The sequence below is a fragment of the Undibacterium sp. RuTC16W genome (assembly GCF_049339445.1).
GTDB lineage: Bacteria > Pseudomonadota > Gammaproteobacteria > Burkholderiales > Burkholderiaceae_D > Undibacterium.
In genome coordinates, this window is record NZ_JBMPPE010000001.1 from 523009 (window position 1) to 545946 (window position 22938).

At 47.6% G+C, this 22938-nt stretch carries 21 protein-coding genes; 14 read left to right on the forward strand and 7 right to left on the reverse strand.

What is annotated here, in order from left to right:
* Positions 1-52: 52 nt before the first annotated feature.
* A complete protein-coding gene (locus ACO0K4_RS02320) occupies positions 53-664 on the reverse strand; it encodes a hypothetical protein (RefSeq protein ID WP_422954983.1) in 612 nt (203 codons plus the stop codon).
* A gap of 255 nt (positions 665-919) precedes the next feature.
* Positions 920-1045 (reverse strand): hypothetical protein, encoded by a 126-nt coding sequence (locus tag ACO0K4_RS02325; protein WP_422954984.1) that lies wholly within the window; start codon positions 1043-1045, stop codon positions 920-922.
* Between the two features lie 87 nt (positions 1046-1132).
* On the opposite strand from ACO0K4_RS02325, the gene ACO0K4_RS02330 reads away from it, so the two are divergent.
* The 5 genes from ACO0K4_RS02330 to ACO0K4_RS02350 all read left to right on the forward strand — a co-directional run bounded on the left by ACO0K4_RS02330 (position 1133) and on the right by ACO0K4_RS02350 (position 4891).
* On the forward strand, positions 1133-1381 hold the full coding sequence (locus ACO0K4_RS02330; protein ID WP_422954985.1) for an acyl carrier protein: 249 nt from the start codon (positions 1133-1135) through the stop codon (positions 1379-1381).
* Positions 1381-2220 (forward strand): hydrolase 2, exosortase A system-associated, encoded by an 840-nt coding sequence (locus ACO0K4_RS02335; RefSeq protein WP_422954986.1) that lies wholly within the window; start codon positions 1381-1383, stop codon positions 2218-2220. Before ACO0K4_RS02330 ends, ACO0K4_RS02335 begins: the two co-directional genes overlap by 1 nt.
* Complete coding sequence (locus ACO0K4_RS02340; RefSeq protein ID WP_422954987.1) at positions 2217-3083, forward strand: hydrolase 1, exosortase A system-associated; 867 nt, start codon at positions 2217-2219, stop codon at positions 3081-3083. Before ACO0K4_RS02335 ends, ACO0K4_RS02340 begins: the two co-directional genes overlap by 4 nt.
* A gap of 61 nt (positions 3084-3144) precedes the next feature.
* Positions 3145-3441, forward strand: coding sequence for a DUF2288 domain-containing protein (locus tag ACO0K4_RS02345; protein ID WP_422954988.1), 297 nt, complete (start codon positions 3145-3147; stop codon positions 3439-3441).
* Positions 3442-3637: 196 nt separating this feature from the next.
* Positions 3638-4891, forward strand: a complete 1254-nt coding sequence (locus ACO0K4_RS02350) for a tetratricopeptide repeat protein (protein WP_422954989.1) — start codon at positions 3638-3640, stop codon at positions 4889-4891.
* Positions 4892-5206: 315 nt separating this feature from the next.
* Here the strand turns inward: ACO0K4_RS02350 and ACO0K4_RS02355 are convergent, their stop codons facing one another.
* The 3 genes from ACO0K4_RS02355 to ACO0K4_RS02365 are packed head-to-tail and all read right to left on the reverse strand — an operon-like array spanning position 5207 to position 7932.
* Positions 5207-6787 (reverse strand): ammonium transporter, encoded by a 1581-nt coding sequence (locus tag ACO0K4_RS02355; protein WP_422954990.1) that lies wholly within the window; start codon positions 6785-6787, stop codon positions 5207-5209.
* A 32-nt stretch (positions 6788-6819) separates the two neighbouring features.
* Complete coding sequence (locus ACO0K4_RS02360) at positions 6820-7158, reverse strand: P-II family nitrogen regulator (RefSeq protein WP_422954991.1); 339 nt, start codon at positions 7156-7158, stop codon at positions 6820-6822.
* Between the two features lie 27 nt (positions 7159-7185).
* Positions 7186-7932 (reverse strand): TorF family putative porin, encoded by a 747-nt coding sequence (locus ACO0K4_RS02365; protein ID WP_422954992.1) that lies wholly within the window; start codon positions 7930-7932, stop codon positions 7186-7188.
* 343 nt (positions 7933-8275) lie between these two features.
* Here ACO0K4_RS02365 and ACO0K4_RS02370 point away from each other — a divergent pair, with 343 nt between their 5' ends.
* From ACO0K4_RS02370 to ACO0K4_RS02400, 7 genes are all read left to right on the forward strand, one after another.
* Positions 8276-8518: an accessory factor UbiK family protein gene (locus tag ACO0K4_RS02370; RefSeq protein WP_422954993.1), complete on the forward strand. Its 243-nt coding sequence runs from the start codon at positions 8276-8278 to the stop codon at positions 8516-8518.
* 422 nt (positions 8519-8940) lie between these two features.
* Entirely contained in the window at positions 8941-10194 is a 1254-nt protein-coding gene (locus ACO0K4_RS02375; protein ID WP_422954994.1) for a sensor histidine kinase, read from the forward strand.
* Complete coding sequence (locus ACO0K4_RS02380; protein WP_422954995.1) at positions 10187-10987, forward strand: LytR/AlgR family response regulator transcription factor; 801 nt, start codon at positions 10187-10189, stop codon at positions 10985-10987. The genes ACO0K4_RS02375 and ACO0K4_RS02380 overlap by 8 nt, the downstream gene beginning before the upstream one ends.
* 294 nt (positions 10988-11281) lie before the next feature.
* Positions 11282-12229 (forward strand): hypothetical protein, encoded by a 948-nt coding sequence (locus tag ACO0K4_RS02385; RefSeq protein ID WP_422954996.1) that lies wholly within the window; start codon positions 11282-11284, stop codon positions 12227-12229.
* A gap of 135 nt (positions 12230-12364) precedes the next feature.
* Positions 12365-13816, forward strand: a complete 1452-nt coding sequence (locus ACO0K4_RS02390; RefSeq protein ID WP_422954997.1) for a M20/M25/M40 family metallo-hydrolase — start codon at positions 12365-12367, stop codon at positions 13814-13816.
* A 370-nt stretch (positions 13817-14186) separates the two neighbouring features.
* Positions 14187-15701, forward strand: a complete 1515-nt coding sequence (locus ACO0K4_RS02395) for a YifB family Mg chelatase-like AAA ATPase (protein WP_422954998.1) — start codon at positions 14187-14189, stop codon at positions 15699-15701.
* Between the two features lie 96 nt (positions 15702-15797).
* Complete coding sequence (locus ACO0K4_RS02400; RefSeq protein ID WP_422954999.1) at positions 15798-16508, forward strand: DUF2076 domain-containing protein; 711 nt, start codon at positions 15798-15800, stop codon at positions 16506-16508.
* Positions 16509-16535: 27 nt separating this feature from the next.
* On the opposite strand, the gene ACO0K4_RS02405 is transcribed toward ACO0K4_RS02400, so the two are convergent.
* Positions 16536-17654, reverse strand: coding sequence for a serine hydrolase domain-containing protein (locus ACO0K4_RS02405; RefSeq protein WP_422955000.1), 1119 nt, complete (start codon positions 17652-17654; stop codon positions 16536-16538).
* A 167-nt stretch (positions 17655-17821) separates the two neighbouring features.
* Between ACO0K4_RS02405 and ACO0K4_RS02410 the strand changes: the two genes are divergently transcribed.
* Positions 17822-19396: a DUF1800 domain-containing protein gene (locus ACO0K4_RS02410; protein ID WP_422955001.1), complete on the forward strand. Its 1575-nt coding sequence runs from the start codon at positions 17822-17824 to the stop codon at positions 19394-19396.
* Between the two features lie 83 nt (positions 19397-19479).
* Positions 19480-20673 carry a DUF1501 domain-containing protein gene (locus ACO0K4_RS02415; RefSeq protein ID WP_422955002.1) on the forward strand — a complete coding sequence of 398 codons (1194 nt, stop codon included), beginning with the start codon at positions 19480-19482 and terminating at the stop codon, positions 20671-20673.
* Here the strand turns inward: ACO0K4_RS02415 and ACO0K4_RS02420 are convergent.
* Positions 20650-22821, reverse strand: a complete 2172-nt coding sequence (locus tag ACO0K4_RS02420; RefSeq protein WP_422955003.1) for an ATP-binding protein — start codon at positions 22819-22821, stop codon at positions 20650-20652. The genes ACO0K4_RS02415 and ACO0K4_RS02420 overlap by 24 nt on opposite strands.
* Positions 22822-22938: the final 117 nt, after the last annotated feature.

Here is a 22938-nt window from a genome sequence, read left to right on the forward strand (position 1 = left end):
AAATTTGTTATTAAATGATAACGCGAAATCTATAGTAAGCCACTGTTGTAAATCAGGTCCAGGTAGCTTTCAAATAGGTAACGATTTGAGCCGCGTTCCAATATACACCAGGAGAGGGAGAGAATTTGCCCTTACTTTGCCACTGCGTGAACATATCACGTATCTTTTGCGTTGTAAGGAATGGCGTCCAATGGCTCAAGGAATTAAGGTATGCCGCCACCAAATACATTCCGACGTAATAATTACTGCTGTCAAATGACAAACCGGCGACCAGATCTGAGCAAGTTACGCCGTAGTATTTAGAAGATTTTGAGCAATCAGTGAAAACTTCCTGGAATTTGGTGCCGTTATTTTTTTTATCCGGATTATCGTGCTTCAAACCACCTGGCCAGCTAGTTGTTCCCGCCCAATAGCATGGCGAACAAGCATAACTAGTCTGAGGAACACCACGATGACTTTGATTGCCGGACTGGAAACCAGAAGGGGATTGAGTAGTACAGCCAAGAACCGGACGACTCGCCATTGTCATCAACACACCGGTGGTAGCCAGGCCAGCCTTTGTAAAGCGACGACGCGCCTCACCCGGAAATTGAGTACCAGGCTCATGCTTCAACTCTGAAGATGATCGCCCGTCGTTTTCTTTATGTTGATCTTGTATGGTCATGACGCTCTCCGTCCTACATTTTGATTTACGTTAAGCAGCATTTGATGTGATTTTAATGTCAGCAATGCGTATCTTCCATTAGATCAAGCAAATTTTATTCCATATTGGAATTAAAATAAATAAGCTTTTATATTCAATGACTTGAAAATAGAAATTAGCATAAATTTATGCGATTTCTATTTTCAAAAAATTTTCGTAAAAATTTTCGACAAGACAATTAAATAGCAAAAAAACACTTCACGTATTTATTTGCACTCAACGAACAGCCTGATTTGCTCTTTTAGATTGTTTTTTTGAAAACACTTGAGAGTTTCGCTTATTTTTTAGATAAAATCTAGTCTCAAATAATAAAAAAGCAATTTTAGCAAGATCAGCATCCAAGCTATCTTCCTGTAAGATTATCTCCACCTATCCTGATCAAATTTGATCGGACGTTCTCTCATTCATATCGTCATCTCTGGATTGCACATGCCATTATTAGAAGAAGTAAAAAATTTACTGTCAGATGTTTTGCAGCTCGGCTCAGAAAAAAATCACTTGGTAGCAGAATCAATTTTGCTTGGCAGTTTGCCAGAGCTGGATTCTATGGCAGTAGTCCATGTGATTACGGCACTTGAAGAACATTTTGGCATCCATGTTGAAGATGACGAAATTAATGGCGCAACCTTTGAGACGCTGGGAAGCTTAACTGCCTACGTCAGCAGTAAGCTGAATTAATGCTGAGCGTCGCTGCCTCATCTGCTGAAAGCTTTTTTCTTGATACCTCGTCAGGATATCGGTTTTGCCTCTATTTTTCACCCAAAAAAGATAAGCCATGTCTTGGCGGTATTGTCTATCTTCATCCGTTTGCAGAGGAAATGAACAAATCCCGCAAAATGGCAGCAATGCAAGCACGACGCCTCGCGGTAAGCGGCTACGGCGTCTTGATAATTGATTTATTTGGCTGCGGAGATAGCAGCGGCGAATTAAAGGATGCCAGTTGGTCTATCTGGAAACAGGACGTCCAGGACGCGATAAATTGGATGCGGGCCAGACTAAAGGCACCCATCAGTCTCTGGGGCTTAAGATTAGGTGCGTTACTCGCACTGGATATGGTTCAAAGTACTGAAAACCCCGTCGAGAAAATCGCACTGTGGCAACCAGTGTTGCAAGGCACCAGCTTCTTAAATCAATTTTTTCGATTACGTCTGGCAGGCGATATGCTGACAGAAAAAAACCCCTCCTCAACACAACCATCAGTCAGAACACTGTTGGATCAAGGACAAATTGTGGAAATTGCCGGCTATGAGATAAGCCATGCGCTTGCAGCTAGCATTGACGCACTTGATGCATCTGGGTGGCATTTTGGAGCAAGTGATCTGCACTGGCTTGAATGTCCTTCGGAGAACAGCACGGCACTACCGTTTGCACGACAAAAAATTCTGACCGGGTGGATGGAGAAAGGGACTCACATCAACATTCAGATGGTTTCGGGTCACCCGTTCTGGATGAGCCAAGAAACTACAGTCAACACGGATTTGGTTGATGCTACGACAGGAATTTTCCGTCAACCATGAAGACGCCCCAGGGAAATGCCATCGCAGAGAAAACCATATGCTTCAAGGTAGGCACGGACCTGCTATATGGCGTAATGTGCTTGCCAGCCAATTCTAGTAAACGAGGCGTTTTATTCATCGTTGGAGGGCCACAATATCGGGCAGGCAGCCACCGTCAATTCACTTTACTCTCACGTGATTTAGCCTTAAATGGTTTTAGTACCATGCGGTTTGACTATCGTGGGATGGGAGACAGCGAAGGGGATGCATACGATTTTTTAAATATCCATGATGATATCCAGTCAGCAATCAACAGTTTTCTCCTCAACAATCCGTACCTGTCAGAAATTGTATTGTGGGGGCTGTGTGACGGTGCTTCTGCCGCCATGCTGTATGCGTCAGGCGATCTAAGAGTTAAAGGACTGATTCTGATTAATCCATGGATAAGAACTGAAGCAGGTAGCGCTAAAGCCCATTTAAAACATTACTATAAAGACCGGCTGACCGATCCCTTGCTTTGGAAGAAAATCCTGCATGGTCAGTTCAGTTATCGTGCAACAGCGAAATCTTTGCTTAGCCAGATAAGTCAAATCCTCAAAACCGACAAAGCTTCAGGCGAAACAGCCCAGCAAGCGCACTTGCCAGACCAGATACTAACGGCAATGCAACAATTTACCGGAAAGACACTGATCATCCTGAGCGAAAATGATTTGACCGCCAGAGAATTCGCAGATGTGCTGCATGGATCCAAACAATGGAAAAACTTATCCATATCGCCTCAATTCCGCGTACATGAGCTAAAAAATGCCAATCACACTTTCTCCCAAAGAGTCTGGAGAGATCAAGTCGCTAGCTGGACAGATGAATGGCTAAAATCGTGGTGAGTGCATTACCGGCTTTACTCCGAGGTTACAATGGATATGTTATTTTTCCTTATTTACCCGTATGAATTCAGACGAATTGTTGCGCACCAAGATCAATCAAGAAACCTCCAGACTGCCTTGGTCAGAGTTACTAAAACATTTTGCATCCGGCACCGTCATTGCTGTTGCGTCAGAGCTGGACCTGGTCGAGGTTGCTTTCCAGATTTCTAGTGACAACAAAGCATTAGTGCAGGAATGGCTAAGTACATGCAGCGTGGCAAAAGTCAGTGATGAGCAGGCAAAAATCTGGTTGGAAACAGATACGCATTTATGGGCGGTCGTAGTGAAACCTTGGATTCTGGTTCAGGTTTGTACTTAAAAACAGTAGCAAGCTGCTACTTTCAAAACGCTACTTTTACAAGAAACACTAAAGGAATCGGGCATACCCAAATTGCTCAGATATAATGTATGACACGAGTAAAATCCTTGTCAGAGAGCAGCATTGTTTTGACACCGCAAAACTCACATCAGTATCCGGTTGTTTCCTGTCACAACACTATCTCAAGATAACGTTCATGAAAAAGAATTCATCACTTTTGTTAGCCGCTTTAATGCTGGCTATTGGTTCTACATCATTACCATTGACTATCTCCAGTGCTCAGGCACAAACCGCAGCGGCTGAGCCAGCAAAGTCCGAAACCGTACGTGCAGAAATGGGTAAGCCACTCGCGGAAATTCAGGATCTGCTAAATAAAAAACAATACGCCGAAGCACTGCAAAAAATCAATGCGCTTGACGCAATGGAAAACAAGACGCCATACGAGCAATTTGCGATGCACCGCTTACGCGCCGTGGTCGCCTCCGGCCTTAACGATACACCGCTACTGGCGACTTCATTTGAGGGTATGCTGAACTCACCATTTTTAAAGCTGCCAGAACAATTACGCCTGATCGAGGCATTGGCAGGCACTTACTTCAATGAGAAGAAATATACTCTCGCAAAGCAATGGGCTCAGCGATATCTTGATAAAGATAGTAATAACGAGCCTATGCATAATCTGATTATCCGTGCGATGTACTTGCAGGATGATTTCACAGGTGCAGCGAAAGAACTGAATCTCGTTTTAAAAGCAGATGACGAAGCCAAACGTGTACCTAGTAATGATAATTTGCGTTTGTTGGGAAGCTGCTACCAGCAGTTAAAAGATAATGCCGGATACACCGCCGTTTTAGAGCGACTGGTTACTCATTACCCTAAAAAAGAGTATTGGGCCGATTTGTTATACCGCGTCGAGCATAAACCTGGATTTGCAGAACGTCTGCGCTTAGATTTATACCGTTTGTTACTGGCAACAGACAATCTGGAAGAAGGTGCTCAATACTATGAGATGGCGCAATTAGCACAGTTAGCTGGCTTACCCGCGGAAGCAAAAAAAGTTGTCGATGCTGGTTTTGCTAACAATATGCTTGGCACTGGAAAAGAAGCTGCCAAACAGAAACAACTACGCGATCAAGTGAATAAGCAGGCGGCTGAAGATGCAAAATCCTTAGACGCTGGTGAGGCTGCTGCAAAAGCCTCAAAAACCGGTATCGGCATGGTTAATATGGGCTACAACTATGTAATCCAGGGTCAAGCAGACAAAGGCATCGCTTTAATTGAACAAGGAATCGTAAAAGGCGGATTAAAGGCGCCGGAAGAAGCCAAACTGCATCTCGGCATGGCTTATTTGCAGGCAAACAATAAGGTAAAAGCTGCCGAAATTTTCAAGACCATTCAAGGCAATGACGGAACAAGCGACCTTGGTAGATTATGGTTATTGGTTCGTTAATACAGCTCTCCGTTCAACTTAACTGACACGGACAACTTAATTCAGGTATTCAAAGGACATGCGCTGCATGTCCTTTTTTTCGTTCGTGATATGAGTAATTATGTAAATTTAACTTCATGTGTGCTGACGATACAATCGCCCCAAAAATACCTACTATATATTCATCTAAGCTCCACCCCATAAGATTCACAGGCATAAAAAAAGGCACCTGTAAAAGGTGCCTATTAAATCAGTCACATGCGCCCTAAACATGCACTGAGGATACTACCCTAGAAAACTGGAGAGCCATTACTGACTCTCTGTAATCGTCAACAATTACGAGTGGTAAGCAGACTCACCGTGGCTTGTGATATCCAGACCTTCGCGCTCTTCATCTTCAGGAACACGCAGACCAACCACCAGATCAACCAGTTTGTACGCAATCACGGATACGATAGCAGACCACAATATGGTTGTGCCGACGGCGGTAGCCTGAGTGGTTACCTGACCAATAATGGAATAAGGATCAGCAGACATTTTGTTTGTCACGTAGTCGAACACACCTTGACCACCAAGTGACGGGGCTGCAAATACACCCGTCAACAATGCACCCAAGATACCGCCAACACCATGCACACCAAAGACATCGAGTGAATCATCCGCGCCTAACAGGCGTTTTAATCCATTGACACCCCACAAGCAAATGACACCTGCGAGCAAACCAATGATCAGTGCGCCCATCGGTCCGACGAATCCGCAAGCCGGAGTAATCGCCACTAAGCCAGCAACTGCACCGGACGCACCACCCAGCATGGAAGGTTTGCCTTTAGACATCCATTCGCCAAACACCCAGGAGACAGTTGCAGCAGCAGTTGCCAATAAGGTATTAACGAATGCCAGAGCAGCTACATCACCGGCCTCTAAAGCGGAACCCGCATTGAAACCAAACCAGCCCACCCACAATAACGATGCACCAATCATTGTCATTGTCAGTGAGTGTGGTGCCATGGATTCTTTACCATAGCCAACACGTTTGCCAATCAGGTAAGCGCCGACCAGTCCGGCAACCGCTGCATTGATATGCACAACCGTACCACCCGCGAAGTCCATCGCACCTTTTTGGAACAAGAAGCCCGCTTTAGCACCTTCAGTAACCGCCGTTGCTGCATCTTTAATAGCGTCAGGACCTGTCCAGAACCAGACCATATGAGCGACTGGCAAATAGCTGAATGTGAACCACAACACCACGAATAACAATACTGCGGTGAATTTAGCACGCTCTGCAAATGCACCAATAATCAAGCCGCAGGTAATTGCCGCAAAAGTCGCCTGGAATGCCACATAAACGAATTCAGGAATAACGACGCCTTTACTAAATGTTGCCGCAGTAGAGAAGGTCGCCTTTGCCGGATCCCAAATACCGTTCAAGAACAAACGATCAAACGATCCGATGAAACGCCCACCTTCAGTGAAAGCCAGTGAGTAACCATAGACACACCACAAAACAATGATGACGGCAAAAATCATGAATACTTGCATCAGTATGGACAGCATATTCTTAGAGCGAACCAAACCGCCATAGAACAGTGCCAGACCAGGAATAGTCATCAAAATAACCAGCAAAGTTGACACCATCATCCATGCGGTATCGCCTTTATTCGGCACAGGTGCAGGTACGGCAGCAGCTGATGCTGCTGCGTCTGTAGTTACCGCTGGAGCAGCGGGTGCCGCAGCAACAGAAGCTACGGCGGGCGCTGCTTCTGCAGGCGCTGATGCGGGTGCAACAACAACGGCAGATGCAGCGGATGCTTCTACTTTAGCCGACGCGTCATCCGCTGCCATAGCAGACGACGATACAAAACCGACCGATAAAAGCAAGGCACTACTGATTAATGCTTTGCAAAATATTTTCTTCATGTGTGATCTCCCTGTGGATCTTAGAATATCGGTCAGAGTGCTTCGTTGCCGGTTTCGCCGGTACGAATACGCACAATTTGCTGTAAGTCATAAACAAAAATTTTGCCGTCACCAATCTTGCCAGTACGGGCCGCGGCTTCAATCGCTTCAATAGCGCGATCAACGATAGCGTCATCAACCGCTGCTTCAATTTTTGTTTTTGGTAAAAAATCGACCACATATTCCGCACCACGATATAACTCGGTGTGCCCCTTTTGGCGACCGAAACCTTTGACTTCAGTCACGGTAATACCTTGTACGCCGATGGCTGACAGTGCTTCTCGCACTTCGTCGAGCTTAAACGGTTTGATAATGGCGGTAATCAGTTTCATGCTGACCTCGATTAGATAATACGTTGCTTAAAATGATTTAAGAGCTGACAAAACGATACTTGTTTTTCCAGTAAATTTGCCTTGAGGTGTCACATATAAAGCACTATCTGCTTTGGTTGCAACCGCAGCAGCACTAAACGTCACGCCAGCATACTCAGTTGTTACACCGACCTTCCAATCTGTGTACGCATATGCCGTGTTGTTTTTTACTGTTTGATGGCCCGCATGTAAGTTCAGCGTATAGCCAGGGGTGAATTCAACATTGGCACCAATATCCAGATATCCACTATTTTTACTGTTGACGAAGCCGAAAAGATTAGTCACTGAGTGAGAATACTTTGCATAAACAGGACCATAACCAACCTGACCATAAATCTCCGTAGTATTCGCATTAGCAAATCCAGGAACGCTGCTCAGACCGTTGGATGGGTATACGTAAGAGAGTACGCCGACGTCGTATGAAATATCTTTGACGATCTCACCGCGCTTACCAGCGTAGATATCCCATTCAACGTTGCCACTACCGCCTGCGTCTTTCGTCCATTTAATGGTAGACAACCAGGTACCCGCATAAAAACCTGTCGGGTTATGGGTATAGTCTGCACCACCTTGTAAAGCTGGATCCAGACGTGTTTGTGAGATACCACGGTAACGGTAATCACTTATTGCACCAATATTGAAACTTACTTCATTGTCAGGCTTTGCATCTTCTGCATGTGCCAAACTGCCTGCTAACGATGCTGCAACTGCTGCGGCGAGTAATAGTTTTTTCATTGCGCGTCCCTTTTTTGGTTAATAAACAGATTAGAAAACGTAAATTCCAAGCTGGTATTAGCAGGAGTCGTGCCAACCAGACAAAGTGACGAAATAAAATTCGCCAAAATCTCAATACTCCCGCAGCAAACACTGACAACAACCGACAAAACGGCGTCATAAGTGCATTTGAGCCAAGGGATGCGCTATGATTCCATTGAAGATAAAATGCCTTTCACTATTTAGCAGACCATTTATTTTGAGTTACATCAGGTCGCCGCACCAATTTAATGCAAAACCTAAATAAATCACCCCACATTACCGCACCAGTATCGTGCAATTTTTAGTTATTACAAGGATTCTTATGAGTAAGCCTGATTTTTTCAATGAGCTTCAATCTAAAATCAATCAGGTTTTAGAAAACTCCCCCGCCAAAGATATAGAAAAAAATGTCAAAGCAATGATGAGTCAAGGCTTCTCCAAGCTAGACCTAGTTACCAGGGAAGAGTTTGATATACAGGCACAGGTTCTGGCTAAAACAAGAACTAAACTAGATGTTCTTGAAGCACGGATTGCAGAACTGGAAACTGCAGCCAAGAATAAATAATATCCTTGGCCGTTCCAAAAAACTGCCCTCCAGAGGGCCGCCTACTACAGTGTCATACAAAACTAATATACTTTTAAACTAATATACCGTTGTACTCAGCCTGCGGCAACTTTGGGCACGGCACGCTAAAAAACTGTTCCCAACACGCCCTAAATTTTATATAGCAAACCTTGAGCGCCCAAGACTTGTAAAGTGGTCTGGTACTACAGGTATGTCTGTTTTTGAATTCATCCGCACGTATTTACTCATTCGATATTGGCCCTCTCAGCGCTCTTGAGAGAGTCAATATTGTTCACGTAATCTGTTTTCGCACTGGCTTGAACAAGGTTCATCTCTATTTATTGGCTTTCGTCGGATAAGGGGCGTCGCTCTGAAACGTACTCGCTAAGCTTGGCGACAATCGCAATCATCAGGAAACCACCATGCTCACCAGCTTAGTATTTATTCTTCGTAAAACCTTTGGCGGGATGGTCATACTCAGTGTCTTCATTGTATTAGTGGTCAATGTGGTATTTAGATACAATCCACCGGATTGGTTTTTTCTGGTCCCCATAGTACTAAGTGCGTTGATTGCTGCCGTGGCATTCTCACACGTACGTCGGGTACGTTTGATTTCTACTGAAGTCATAGCCAGTACACTGGCCAACAGACAGCACCTTCAGATCGAGATTCCTTTAGAAGCAAGTCTAGCGTTTGCTTTAGTGGAGGCGGCGATACGCGAATTGCCCGGTATAGAACAAGTTGAAAGCGCTCACGACAGCCTGCAAGTGCGTGCCAAGATTAAACGCATCAATCCCTATCAAGATCATTTTTTTAATCAGATCAAGTATTTAAATTGGCTGGCGACTAAACGCAACCAGATACTGGCGACTGTCACACCTGGTGATGATGTAGGCAGCGTCAGCTTACTTTGCGAACCAGAAAGAGCCGTGTGGACCGATCTGTTTTTGGTCGATAACGGTACCAACTTAGAAAATATGCAGGCGATCAGTCGCGCTATTTTACGTCGGATGGCAGAACTGCGTCGTCAGGAACAGGCCGCTGTGCAACAAACCGTCAGTGAAAAAGAACTCACCGTCGCCAAACTCAATCTCTTGCATGCACAGGTAGAGCCACATTTTTTGTACAACACCTTAGCCAGTGCGCAAATTTTAACGCGCACCGATCCGGCTGGCGCCGATCACATGCTCGGTAATTTGATTACTTACCTTCGCTATTCCTTACCGCGCACAGAAAATTCTTTATCGACCTTGGGTGAAGAGCTAGAACGTGCCAAAGCCTATTTGGATATTATGAAAATACGCATGGGGTCGCGCCTGCAATTACAAATAGAAGTCACGGATAATTTACGGACGATTTTATTTCCAAGCATGATGCTGCAGACCCTGATTGAGAACGCCATTAAGCATGGTCTGGAGCCACAATCCGGTGGTGGCACGATCTGGATTTTTGCACGTCATAATGAGCAATCTGTTGCGATCACCGTGGCCGATAACGGCCGTGGCTTCAGCGCCGAGGGCGCGGGCACAGGTATAGGTTTGCGCAATATACGTGAACGTCTGCGTCTAGCTTACGACTCCGCGGCCTCATTCGCGATAGCCGCTAATTTCCCTAGCGGTGTCGCAGCCACTATCAATGTACCGGCGAACTTCTTACAGGGAACGAATCATGTCTAATATGTTAAAGGGGCTTAAGTGTGTAGTCGCCGAGGACGAAGATTTGCTTAGATTATCCTTGCTAGAGTCATTGGAAGAAGTCTGGCCTGATCTGAAAATTATTGCGGTCTGTGACGACGGTGGTAGCGCGCTGGAGGCGATAGCGATGCATCAGCCGGATATCGCCTTTCTGGATATCCGCATGCCAGGCTTAAGTGGTTTGGAAGTAGCAGAGGCCATGACAATGATCAGCCCGAAGACGCAAATCGTGTTTGTGACAGCCTATAACCAATATGCTATCGATGCATTTGAAAAGGGTGCGGTCGATTATCTTTTAAAGCCCATCACAAACGAAAGATTATTGAGCACTGCAAAGCGCCTGCAAACGCGCGCCATTAACGGTAATTACAGCGTCACCAATGATAGCGCTACGATGACTACCTTAATCAAGCAGCTTAGTTCCAGCTTATCAAATCCAGCTAGGCCAGAACCGTTGGTGTGGATTACCGCCAGTGCGGGAACAGAAACACGCTTGATCATGATAGATGATGTCGCCTACTTCCAAGCGGACAACAAATATACGGTAGTCATGACAGCTCAAGGCGAAGCCTTATTACGCAAACCCATCAAGGAACTATTAGACTTGCTTGATCCTGCTATTTTTAAACAAATTCATCGATCCACAATCGTCAATATTAAAGCGATCGCCTCCATCACACGTGAAGATACCGGCAAGGGAATTATCAAGCTCAAAACACGACCAGAAACTTTGAGTGTTAGCCAACCCTTTATGATTATTTTCAGGAATATGTAGACCAACAATACGCATGTAAGCCGAGCGTAATATGGATCACTGTATCCAATACAGTTTCAGTCAAGAGCGGTCAAAAACAGGTCATTATCAAATTCAAGTTCAACCGGCACAGACCAGCATCATAGGAATTTTTTATACCTCTTATTTTTGCGGTGGCTTTCGTCGGCAATTTTGCCTTTTAAGTAGTCAACAACTCGGTTTGGTCGGATACCAGATAACAAAATTTTTCTCTTGTTTACAGTAGATCTAATCAATCTTTTTATTGATTACTTTCGTCAGAAAACCGGAGGAGAAATGAAATTTATTCGTCACGCAGCCATTCTGTGCATCGCTCTCAATAGCGGTCTTGCATCAACAGTATTGTATGCACAAATTTTACCAACTCAAATCACCTCTTCCATCATCGGCCAATGGAACTTTGAAACCGCGACCGGAACCACAAGGACGGGAGACAAAGAAATTGATCTCATGGGCAAAGGTCTTATACAAATCGCGTACAAGGGGCAGGTCCTAATTGCCACAATCGGCTGGCTTGATGAACGTGGTGACGTACAGTCATTACGTAAGATGGAAGGGCGTATCAGCGAAGGAAATGCCATCTTTACTCACTCTGGTACAAGGACACATACCAGCCCACGTGGCAAAGAAACCAGTATAGAAGTCAATGTGATCTGGAAACTGCAGGCCAAAGACAATGTCTTAAGCGGCACACGCCTGATAGAGTATGGAGACGACGCGGCCAAGCCTGTCCTTGGGTCACGTTCTACTTATCCGATCAAGCCGCTAGTTATCACGTCGACGGCTCCCGTCGAGCGCGGCCCGTCCACTCTGGAAGAGCGGACACGAGTCGTGAAGATGGCGGCAGATTCAGAAAAAAATCCGACACAGATCCAGGCAGCGAATGACGAATGGTTGACAAATTGGGTGAATGACGTGCCTGACCTGACCTTAAACCGTGCAGCTACAGAGGACTGGCTGGCGAGAGCTGCCAAGCAAGAAATACGTGAGATAGTCAAGTTTCAGTTTATGGCAAGTGTGATGTCTTTTCAGATCCAAAACCCTACTCTGGCAAACAAACAAAGTGCCAACGATCTGGCAGGTATGGAGGGTGTACTACGGGCTTATGAAACGCTCCTTATTCAAAATCTACATCATCGTTCAGCCAAAATGGATGCGGCTTTAGCCGCGCGCGACAAAGGTGAATTACCTATATTTCTGAAAATTGTTTCAGGTCGAGACTAATTTTCAAACTCAGGTACACCTACATCTGGTTGTTCCCGCAAACAAAGAATAGCGAATATCAGCATCCTGAATTTCGCATTCAATCAAAATCTCATCGAATCATTTCCATATCAAGCAATCTCAACCGGAGTCAACATGCGTAGTATTTTTCTTCCCACCATTTTTCTTTTAATAACCAGTGTGGCGCAAGCACAAGATGCGACTGCCAGACGTATCGTCGATCTGGGAAAAACCGATCCACACGTCATGACCTGGCTTGATATGATAAGCAATCGCTTTGGTGGCCGTATGACGGGCAGTGATGCCTATACCCATGCGGCGCTGTGGGCTAAAACACAACTGGGAGTATGGGGACTGACATCTGAACTGGAGGAAGCGGGCACCCTGCCTTTAGGATTCAATCGTGGCCCCTCATCGGGTCGCATGTTGTTTCCTGCGGAGAAACCATTACGCTTTACTACTCCTGCCTATTCTTCAGGTACGAAAGGAGTCCAAAGTGGCGCTGTAGTTATAGCACCGCATACGTTAGCTGAGGCACAAATACGTAAGAATGAATTTAAAAACGCCTGGGTCATGATTGAAGGAGAAAGTACAGGGGAGGGACGCGATGGCAATGATGTGCATCAAACTAAACCGATGACGCGGCTACTCATCGAAGTTGGCGCATTAGGCACCATACAATCTGCCGAAGAACCTTTATTCTCGGCTACAGCAGCACCCACAGACTGGGGAAATTTACCGAACCTGCCCGATATAAAATTAGCCGAAGATCAGTATCTAGAAATAAAGAATCACATCAAACAGAACTTAAGCACACATCAAGAAGTGCGCCTGGAATTCGATATCCGCAACTGGTTTTACCCTGGGCCAGTGCCTTACCATAATGTGCTGGCCAAAATTACAGGAAGTGAGAGACCCGAAGAAATAGTGATTTTGGGGGCGCACCTGGATAGCTTCGATGGCGGTACCGGTGCAGCCGATAATGGTGCTGGTTTTAGCAGCGTGATGGAAGCGATGCGTCTATTAGCAAAGTCCGGTGTCAGACCGCGTCGCACTATTCTGATGATAGGTTTCGCCGGAGAAGAACTGGGCTGCAAAGGCGCGTATGCGTTTGCGCAACGTCATGCTGGCGAATTTGATAAGGTCGTTATGATGCTCAACCGTGATACCAAGCCAGGTGCGATTACCGGCATCACAGTTCCTACGAAGTGGCAAAGCGTGTTTGATCGTGTGGCAAACGATTTACAGGATGTGCATCCCGTGTTTGACTTTCAAGCAACGTTCAATGATATTCCCCGTGATACAGCAAAGGCATTTAGCGGCCGGGCTGGCAGCGATGATGCCGTGTTTACCGTGAACGGTGTACCCACTCCCAAGTTGATTAATACCAGTGATTTTGACTATACCAAGGTGCATCACACGGTGCTAGACACGTATGAACAAGTATGGCCATTTAGAACTGCACAACAATACTCAGCAATTACCTTAGCCATCATTGCTTATGAGGTAGCAAACGCGCCTGAAGAGATCAGCCGTAAAGGATATTACTTACCGCTGACTACTGCAACGAAGCAAATCTCTCCATAGCAGAGACATAACTCATGCGGAATTGCAGGCGGTCATCATGCACAACCGCATGGGCATTGCTTATCAAGTTATCCAGTAACCACAATTCTTTAAATTCAAACTCCAAACATAGAGAAGGCGCAAATAGGTACTACCGCTTTCTTCAGTATTTACATATGCCAGTGCGATATTAGTTGTGTCGCATTATATTGATCATCTCCAAAATTTTTAATCTCAAGACCTCCGCCTTCCTACGGAACTACTGGCGACTATAAAATCTCCTTGCTTGGATCAACATCATTACCTCAATTTTTTGTATAACAACCGTTTTTGACGTTTCAGCCCTGAGTCTGCTATTGTTGCCATTAACATTCAATCAACAACAAAAAACATGAGCTTAGCCGTCCTGAAAAGTCGCGCCCTGACAGGCATGGAAGCGCCGGAAGTTACCGTCGAAGTACACTTGGCAAACGGCTTACCTGCCTTCACGATTGTCGGACTTCCAGAAACTGAGGTCAAAGAATCTAAGGACAGAGTAAGGGCGGCACTGCAAAATGCACGCTTCGATTTTCCTGCGAAAAGAATCACTGTCAACCTGGCTCCCGCAGATTTACCAAAAGAATCAGGACGATTTGACCTCCCTATCGCACTCGGCATTTTGGCGGCATCAGGACAAATCCCCGGGGACGCACTAGATGAATATGAATTTGCCGGCGAGTTATCGCTGTCAGGAGAATTACGCCCTATACGAGGCGCTCTCGCCATGACATTTGCGATCTGCAAAAACACCCAGAGTCCGCGGGCTTTTATCCTGCCCCGGGCGAATGCGGACGAGGCGGCGTTAGTCAGTGAAGCTACTATTTATCCGGCGGATACTCTATTGCAAGTCTGCGCACACTTTGCGGGTTTTGACGCCGATGCAAAGCTGCAGGCACACCGTGTCAGCGCACCGGCACTTCGTCCGGTTTATCCTGACTTTAAAGAAGTCAAAGGTCAGACACAAGCCAAACGAGCGCTGGAAGTCGCCGCAGCAGGCGGTCACAGTGTGATCATGGTAGGGCCTCCGGGCACTGGAAAATCCATGCTAGCCAGCCGCTTTCCGGGGATTTTGCCAGGCATGACGGATCAGGAAGCGCTGGAGTCGGCGGCGGTTCAATCTCTGACTAGCGGGTTCTCGGTGAATAAATGGAAATTACGCCCTTTTCGCTCGCCGCACCACACTGCGTCCGGTGTTGCCCTGGTTGGCGGCGGCGGAACGCCACGCCCGGGTGAAATTTCATTAGCGCATCGAGGTGTCTTGTTCCTTGACGAGTTGCCAGAATTTGATCGCAAAGTTCTGGAGGTGTTACGTGAACCACTGGAATCAGGTCACATTACGATCTCCAGAGCAGCGCGGCAAGCTGATTTTCCGGCTAAATTTCAACTCATTGCAGCAATGAATCCCTGTCCGTGCGGCTTTTTCGGACATTTGAATGGAAAGTGCCGCTGTACTCCGGACAATATTGCACGCTATCAAGACAAAATCTCCGGCCCGCTGCTGGACCGGATCGATATGCAAATTCAAGTTGGTGCATTACCGCACCAGGATTTACTGAAGCAGGCGGATGGCGAGACGACTGAAATCATTTATGCCCGTGTTGAAGCAGCGTTTGAGCGCCAGATTCAACGTCAGGGAAAAAGTAATAATTACTTATCCACCACCGAAATAGACCAGTATTGCAAGCCAGATCAGGCGGCGGAGCAATTGCTGAGAAATGCCATGATTAAATTAAACTGGTCTGCACGCGCCTATCATCGCGTACTCAAAGTAGCCCGTACGATTGCAGATCTCGCCCTTGCCGAACAGATAGCGCAAGCACACGTTGCAGAGGCGATCCAATACCGGCGTGCTTTACGGGAACAATGAGATTTTGGCGATTGCCGTCAAGTCACATTATCACCCTTGAATTGAGCACAAACGCAGCCAGATAGTGTGCATGATCGTCCATTCAAGGAGAACATCATGTCACCAAACGAAATTCAATTACTGCAAACTTTTTTGACACAATTAGTAGCAACGCAGGCTCAGGGCAAAGATCCCCAGGCGCAGGCAATGATTGCCGATGCTGTCAGCAAACAAGCGGATGCCGCCTATCTGCTCGTGCAACGTAGTCTGTTATTAGAACAGGCCGTGGCTAACGCGCAAAATCAAATTCGTCAATTACAAGCAGAAAACGCCGAATTAAAAAATGGTCGCCCCAGCGGCTCCGGCAGTTTTTTACAGCCCGCTGCCAACGCGTGGGGGAATAGCGTCAACAGCCCGCCGCTAACCACCTCGGCAATACCAACATTGGTCACAGGTACACCACTCAATACTCCGGCGACTGCAACCAATATGGCGTCCCCGGTTGTGCAAAATATCGTACCTGCCAGCAGCTTTTTCGGCTCGAGTACCGGGAACATGCTGGGTACTGTTGCAGCGACGGCTGCCGGGGTCGCTGCGGGCGCGTTCTTGTTTCAGGGAATAGGAAATTTACTCGGCAGTGGTCATCACTCGCCAGTCACCGATGGCGCAGCCAGTCTGAATCCGGCAGACAGCAGCCTGCCCCCGAACTACTTTGACAGCGACCAGACCACTACACCGGCAAAGGCGGAAACCAATGATCTTGTCAATGCTGCCGATACGGATAGTCTGGATGATTACGCAGATTCCAGCGACTTTGATGACGCTTAACTATTCGACAAACGCATTACATAACAATTACTGAGCAGCCAGCAAGGCTGCTCGTAATACGCCTGCTGCAGGTCCCTTGTTTGCCCAGGTCTGACTCAAATCCAGATCACCATTGGTGCTGACCATCACCAGATAGACTTCATTCTTGAGATCGATCAGATTCAGCGTGCGCACCCCGCCGATCCAGCCCTGACGCTCAATGATCATACTGGGAACCTGATCAGGTTTCGCGGCAAAGGGATACGACCAGACACCCAGTGCAGCGCCATAATTATTCGGCTTCACCATCTCACTGCGGCTGGTAAGAGACATCAGTTTACCTTGTGTAAAAGCCTGATCGAATGCCAGCAAGTCACGCATGCTACCGAATGCCGCCCCGGCAGCACCATAGCTCGCAAAATTAATAGCAATCTCCGGTGCACCATTCATCATGCCACGTACATGGCGCGGATCGTCATGATAAGTCGCTGTATACATTCCAGAGCTTGTCATCTGCGCTGGTGCAAAGATTTTTTCCTGCAATAAGCTTGCAAAACTAGCACCACTCATTCTCTCCAGCAAAGCGCCCAAAACAATGTAGTCACAATTGTTATAGTCAAACCCAGACCCTGGCGCACGCTGCAATGCTGCAGCGCAGATGCCCTGTGCACTTACCTGCATATCACCGGAGGATTTACTACGTCGGGTGTAGAACTGAGGCACCTTATCCGGATTAGGTAAACCCGACATATGCATCATCAATTGCCGGATAGTGACGGCACGTGTCGCGACATTGGGAAAGTCAGGCCAGTATTTACCCAATGCCTGATCCAGATCGATTTTGCCTGCATCAACCTGCTGCATCACCAGAACCGCTGTAAATTGTTTGGTGATGGAAGCAAAACGAAAAATACTCTCTTTCGTCAGACGTTGCTTGGTACCCGTATTCATCACGCTGTCGCCAACGACAGTCTCTATCAAAATCTTGTCTTTATGTGCTGCCAAAACCAGGCCGCGAAAACCGTCGGCTTCCAGCTGGCTTATAGCAGCTGCTATGCCTGGCTGTACTGCATCGGTTGCGATATCCTTCGCAGCCGCCGCATGTGACAAGCACATACCGATTAAACCCAGCATCCACCGGTGGAACATTCCTCGATTAAAAAACATGCATCACTCCTGACATAGTCATTGCTACAAACACGCGTTACAGGCTGTTACCAAACTTTCAGATTTCTGCACAAGCGGTGATAACTTTTTTGGCAGTATTGCGTTGTATGCTAACACCACCTATATTCTCTTGCGCATACTGCCATCGACCACACTCAAGGCTCACCATGATTTCCAAGCTCCCACAAACATTACGCTGGACTCTACCGTTCAGTGCGGTATTGGTATTAGCAAGCTGTAGTAATCCACCACGTCAGACTTCACAGGTGATCACGCCGGCAGCGCCCGTAAGTCATGTGCTGGAAGCAGCGCATGTTGATCCCGAAAAACTACTGAATCGCATTACCTGGGGTGCCAACTCCACTTCGTCACAGCAACTTCAGATACTGGGAATGGACCGTTATCTGGATCAGCAGCTACGTGGACAAACAACACCACTGCCCGCAGCAATCCAGGCGCAAATTGACAGCATGACCATCGCTCAGCGCCCTCTGGATAAATTGATGATCGACATGGAAACACGTCGCATCACCGCCGAACAGCAAAAAGGAGTCGATGACACCTTGCGCAAAGAATATCAGCAAGAGCTTACCCGACTGGCACGTGAAGCTGCAACCCGTTCACTGCTTCGCGCGGTGTACTCGCCGAATCAACTACAAGAACAAATGACCTGGTTCTGGATGAATCACTTCAACATCCATAATGCCAAGCACAATGTACGCGCCATGCTCGGCGATTTTGAAGAGCGGGCCATACGACCGAATGCGCTAGGAAATTTCCGTGACCTCTTGCGGGCGACGGTATTTCATCCAGCGATGCTGCGCTATCTCGATAATGAACATAACGCCGCTAACCGTATCAACGAAAACTACGCACGCGAGCTCATGGAGCTGCATACCATGGGCGTGGGCAGCGGCTATACACAAGGTGATGTACAAGAGCTGGCGAGAGTGCTGACCGGCGTGGGCGTCAATCAGAATACGGATTCGCCTCGTGTCAAAGCAGAATTGCAACGGCTCTACGTACGTCAGGGAATTTTTGAATTCAACCCGAACCGCCATGACTTCGGCGACAAAATCATTCTGGGTAAAAACATACGCGGACGTGGCCTGGCAGAGGTCGATGAAATCATTAATGCACTGAGCCGCCAGCCTGCAACAGCGCAATTCATCAGCCGAAAACTCGCTACTTATTTTGTCTCGGACACGCCGTCAGATGCGCTGGTGAACCATATGGCACAACGTTTTTTACAAAGCGATGGCAATATCCCGGCGGTGTTACGCAGTATGTTTGAATCTCCCGAATTTATCGCTTCGCTTGGCAGCAAATTTAAAGACCCTATGCATTACGTCATCTCGTCCGTGCGCCTGGCCTACGATGGCACCACGATTGTCAATGCAGCGCCGATGCTGAATTGGATCAATATGCTGGGCGAGCAGCCCAACGGTCGCCAGACGCCTGACGGTTACTCAATGACAGAAAGTGCCTGGGCAAGCCCGGGTCAGATGACGGTACGTTTCGACGTTGCCAAGGCAATCGGCAACGGTAACCCCGGACTATTTAAAATTGAGAATCAAACATCGCAAGAGCGGCCGCCGCAACCAGCACTGGCAAACTCTGCTTACGTCAAAAACTGGGCAAAGAATTTTAGTCAGGGAACCCAACAGGCATTAACGCAGGCAAGCTCAGCACAAGAATGGAATGCCTTCTTCCTGGCGGCACCGGAGATGATGCGGCGCTAAATACCATCCCATGACATGCAGCCGATCACGTCATTCTCATACCGACTCTCTTCGATACAGACAGACTAAAAGAAAGATCCATCATGAACCGCCGCGACCTACTTAAAACTTTGACAGCACTCACTGGCGCCAGCATCAGCGGTATCAGCAGCAGCGTATTCGCCGCACCTGCAACCCAGAACCGATTATTGCTCGTGTTCTTGCGCGGCGGCTACGATGCCAGTAATTTACTGATCCCGACGTCCAGCAATTTTTATTACGAAGCCCGCCCGAATATCGCGATCGCCCGCCCCAGTGCCGATGCCAACAGCGCGCTGGAGATTAATGCCGACTGGGGTCTGCATCCCGCTTTGCGTGACAGTATTTATCCGCTGTATAAAAAAGGCGAAGCCGCCTTTATCCCCTTCGCTGGTACCGACGATGTCTCACGCAGTCACTTTGAAACGCAGAATAGTATCGAACTGGGACAGGCTTTAAATACGACGCGGAATTTTCACTCGGGCTTTTTAAACCGCCTGGCCGAAGTTTTGAATAACAATTCTGCGATGTCCTTCACCGATCAGTTGCCACTCATGATGCAAGGTAATGCACAGATCGCCAATACCAGCCTGCGCTCTTTAGGTAAGGGCAATGTAGATAGCCGCCAGAGTAAAATCATCTCCCAGATGTATAGCAAAACCGGGCTGGGACAGCAGGTCAGCGAAGGCTTTGCGGTACGTGAAGAAGTCGTACGTGAGATGCAGGACGAAATGAATGTCGCTAACCGCAATGCGATTTCGACTAAAGGCTTTGAACAGGAAGCCCGTCGTATTGCCAAACTCATGCGGGATAAATATGCCCTTGGCTTTGTTGACGTCGGCGGCTGGGATACCCATGTCAATCAAGGCGGCGCCAGTGGTGCCCTGGCGACCAAATTCGATGAACTGGGTCGCGGCCTGGTCGCCTATCAACAGGAAATGGGCGCTGCCTGGCGCAACACGACCGTGGTTGTGATCAGTGAATTTGGCCGTACTTTCCGCGAAAACGGCAAGCGCGGCACTGATCATGGGCATGGCAGTGTGTACTGGGTGTTAGGCGGCGGGATTAAAGGCGGGCAAATTGCGGGAGAGCAGGTCAGACTCGATGCGTCTAAACTCTTTCAAAATCGCGACTACCCGGTTCTCAACGAATATCGTGCGGTACTCGGCGGGCTGTTCGCCGGTATTTATGGCTTGAATGCGAAACAACTCGATCAGGTATTCAGCGGCGTGACATCACGCGACCTCGGGTTGATCTGATCCGCCTTGCGCGATAGGCAGCTCGATATAAAAACAGGTACCGTCCGCCACGCCACCGGGCTGATAACCGATCTCGCCCTGCATCTGTTGCATGATGGATTTTGAAATAGCCAATCCCAGACCCGTGCCGCCTTTGGCACGGCTATCGGAAGAATCTGCCTGCGAAAACTTCTGAAAAATCTGTTGCTCAAAATCGCCAGGAATACCGCTACCGTGATCAATCACTTCGACCCGCACCCGTTCCGTTGACAATACCCTTGCGACTACCTGGACATTTTCCCCTTTCGGCGAGTACTTGCAGGCATTTGACAAAAGATTGGCCATCACTTGCTGGAATCGCCCCGGATCAACTCTGACAGGCGCCAGCACCGGTGCGCCCGACAAACGGATACCGACGTTCAGATTCGCGGCAAAAGCCTGATTAGCCTGAACAGCCGTCTTCAGCAAATCATCCAGTGGCCATATTTCATAATTAAAATCCATTTTGCCCGCTTCGATTTTCTGACTATCCAGCAAATCATTAATCAGGCGTGTCAGGCTCTCGCTATTCTTATGTGCAATCGCAATCAGCTCCTGCGCCTTAGAAGGAAAATCGCCTGCAATACCGCCCAGCACCAATCCCAGCGCGCCGCGGATCGCAGTCAACGGCGTCCTTAACTCATGACTGACGGTAGAAATAAACTCACTCTTCATGCGCTCCATACGACGTCTCTCGCTGATGTCACGCACGATCACCAGATAACATTGCTGACCTGAAAAAGTGTATTCGCTGATCGACAATTCTGCGGGAAATAAGCTACCGTCTTTACGCATCCGCTCGTCTTCCATGTGCACGCTACCCTGCTGGATGAATTCTGCATGGCTGCTAGCCAAACCTAATAAATCCCGGCCATTTGGCGGAGAAAAATGACGGCCGTTCTTGCCTATCACCTCCTCTTCGTCATAGCCATAAATGCGCCGCCATGCAGGATTAGTCGCCTCTATCCGCCCCTCCTGATCGATCATGACAATGCCATCTGCCGCACTTTGAAACACCGCCTGAAAGCGATCAGCCGCTTCTTTTAACTCCTGTTGTTGCTTGGTAAGATCTTGTAATAACTGCGCCTGTTTGCGATTGATTACCTCTGCTTGCTGTTTCAGCTCGCTGGTAATCCGGAGATCGGTCTCACGGCGTTTAAGCAAACTTAGCAGCAAGGTAAATGCGACCATCACAGCAACTACGCTACCTGTCGCAACCGCAACGATAACGCGGCTGATTTTGCGCCAGTCCGCCAGATAAATCGCCTCCTCTATCGTAAAATTAATGATCAAAGGATATTTATCCAATACCTGAATAGCAGCCATCCTTGTCGGTGAGTCCTCGCTATCCGCCATGCGCTTGGCATCGGTAATAATGACGCCGGATTTTTTCTTCTGATCGTGTACTAAAGTATAAGTACTACCGGTCAAATTCTTTTTTCCCATCAGGTCGTCGCGCTCCGGCCAGCGTGCCAGGAATGTGAAGTCATCGCGGAGCAGACTGATGGTAGCTCGCCCATTCATACTGATTTTTTCATAAAAACGGGAGTAAAAAGATGGCGACACACCGATACACACTACCCCGATAAACTCACCATCGCTTCCTGTCAGGCGGCGACTAATGAAAAAAGTCCATTTACCTGTCGACTTACTGATCAGCGAACTGCTGACATAGGTTTTATTACTCGCATCGTCACGCTGCACACGAAAATAATCGCGCTCCTCCAGATTGATACTTGGGCTAGGAAAACTACGGGAATTCACAATTACCGAGCCCTTGGTATCCAGCACAAAAATGACGTCAATCTGTGAAGACAGGCTCTTTTTCTCCGCCAGCATCTGATGAAAATCAATATTCTTGGACAAACCACGCAAGTAGTCCTCGTCAATCGTCCAGCGATCCTGAATCCGTTCAACCACATTATCCAGAGCGAGATAAGCCGTGCCCATTTGTTGCGACGTATTTTCGGCCAGCATCAGGCTAAACGCTTCGCTTTGCTCTTTCCATTTTTCGATTTCTTGCTGATGCAAGGCCCATACCGATACGGCAGCAGACACAATAATCGTCAGCACCAGAAAAAAGCCGAGTGCAGTAGCTAAACGAGCCGTCTGTTGTCCCTTACTTTTCATGCATTCTCGTCCGGTTCTGTTTCCAGGGCTGGTGTCATTTTGTTTCCAGATTAACCGAGCCTGAATCCTCAGGCCATATTAGTACTGTCATGCAGTTTGCGAGCGGTAATGATCGTA